We start from the raw sequence: 2017 nt of genomic DNA, 5'->3' as shown, positions 1-2017 counted from the left end.
GTCCGCTTCGCCTTTCTGACCGGGGTCTCCAAATTCAGCAAGGCCGGCATCTTCTCGGGCCTGAACAACCTCAACGACATTACCGTGGACGCCCGGTACTCGGCCATCTGCGGTTACACCGAAACGGATTTGGACGCGGTTTTCGCCCCGGAACTGCCAGGCCTGGACCGGGAGGAAATCCGCCGCTGGTACAACGGCTATAACTGGCTGGGCGAGGCCGTGTACAACCCCTTCGATGTGCTGCTGCTCTTTTCCAAACGGCAGTTCGCGCCCTATTGGTTCGAAAGCGGCACGCCGACGTTTTTGGTCAAACTGCTCATGGAACGAAAAACGTTCGTGCCGACCTTGGCAACCCTTCAAGTCGATTCGAGCGTCCTTTCGGCTTTTGACGTGGAGCACATTTCCACCGAGGCGCTCATGTGGCAGACAGGCTATCTGACCTTCGCCGGCGGAGAAAATTTGGGTGGAGAGATTTTTTATCGCCTCGCCTATCCCAATCGCGAAGTTTATCTCAGCGTCCACAAAAGCCTGGCGCGGGCTCTTCTGGGTGACGTCAGTCTGGAATCGAACCTCCGCCGCACGCTCTGGCATGTGCTCAAATCGCGGGATGCCGACATGTGGCGGTCTCATTTCCAGAGTCTCTTTGCCGCCATTCCCCATGACTGGCATCGCAAAAATGAAATCGCCCGTTACGAGGGCTATTACGCCAGCGTCTTCTATAGCCATTTCGCGGCCCTGGGCCTGGATATCCGGCTGGAAGACGCGACAAGCATGGGGCGCATCGACATGGCCGTGCTCTTCGATGACGCGGTCTTTATCTTCGAGTTCAAGGTCGTGGAGGATTGCCCCGAAGGGCGGGCACTGGAACAGATCAAGTCCAAAAAGTACGCCGACAAATACCGCGCCCTGGGTCAAACCATCCACTTGATAGGCATCGAGTTTTCCCGGCAAACACGATCCGTGAGCGGGTTTGGGGTGGAGACAGCGTGACCGGGGAATACAGATTCCTCGCTGATTGGATCTCCCTAGAAAAGCATCACGCAAATACACGAGTTGGATGTCTCCGGACACTCCCCAAACTATCCTAAATCCCGCAAGAGATTCGCATCCCCTACACCAAGGATTTCCCATGACCATACGCAAGGGCATCATCCTCGCCGGAGGTTCCGGCACCCGGCTGCACCCGGCCACGCTGGCTGTCTCGAAACAGCTCCTGCCGGTCTATGACAAACCCATGATTTACTACCCGCTTTCGACTCTGCTCCTGGCGGGCATCCGCGATATTTTGATCATCTCCACGCCCATGGACACGCCACGCTTTAAACAACTGCTTGGCGATGGCAACGCATGGGGCATCCGGCTCAGCTATGCAGTGCAACCCAGCCCGGACGGCCTGGCTCAGGCGTTTCTCATCGGCGAGGACTTCTTGAACGGCAGCCCCTGCGCCCTGGTGCTCGGGGACAACATCTTCTATGGCCATAATCTGCAAACCCTGCTGGAAAATGCCATGGCCCGGACAGACGGAGCCACGGTCTTCGCCTACCACGTGCAAGACCCCGAGCGCTACGGAGTGGCCGAATTCAATGCATCGGGCAGAGTGCTCTCGCTGGAGGAAAAACCCGCCAAGCCCAAATCCAACTATGCGGTGACAGGCCTATACTTCTATGACGAAAACGTGGTGACTCACGCTAAATCGATCAAACCTTCGGCACGGGGCGAATTGGAAATTACGGATCTGAACAATATCTACTTGAACCAGGAGAGCTTGAGCGTGGAAATCATGGGCAGGGGCTATGCTTGGCTGGATACAGGTACCCATGACAGTTTACTCGACGCCAGCATGTACATCGCCACCCTGGAAAAAAGACAAGGCCTGAAAGTGGCATGCCCCGAAGAAATCTGCTTCCGCCAGGGGTGGATCGATGCGGACCAAGTTGCCCGCTTGGCTCAACCCCTATCCAAGAACGGCTACGGCCGCTACCTGCTCAACCTTCTAAAACGCACGAGTTTCGCATAA

2 protein-coding genes are annotated in these 2017 nt (G+C 56.5%); both read left to right on the top strand.

Features of this window, described 5'->3' with window-relative positions:
* A partial coding sequence (locus EOL86_14180) for a hypothetical protein (GenBank protein ID NCD26720.1) occupies positions 1-990 on the top strand: 990 nt, incomplete at its 5' end.
* 139 nt (positions 991-1129) lie between these two features.
* The gene (gene rfbA, locus EOL86_14175; GenBank protein ID NCD26719.1) at positions 1130-2017 is read left to right on the top strand and encodes a glucose-1-phosphate thymidylyltransferase; all 888 of its coding nucleotides are present in this window, start codon (positions 1130-1132) and stop codon (positions 2015-2017) included.

It is taken from the genome of Deltaproteobacteria bacterium, assembly GCA_009930495.1.
Classification (GTDB): domain Bacteria; phylum Desulfobacterota; class Desulfovibrionia; order Desulfovibrionales; family Desulfomicrobiaceae; genus Desulfomicrobium.
Note: the sequence above shows the minus strand (reverse complement) of the source record. Positions and strands in the feature narration are given on the sequence as shown.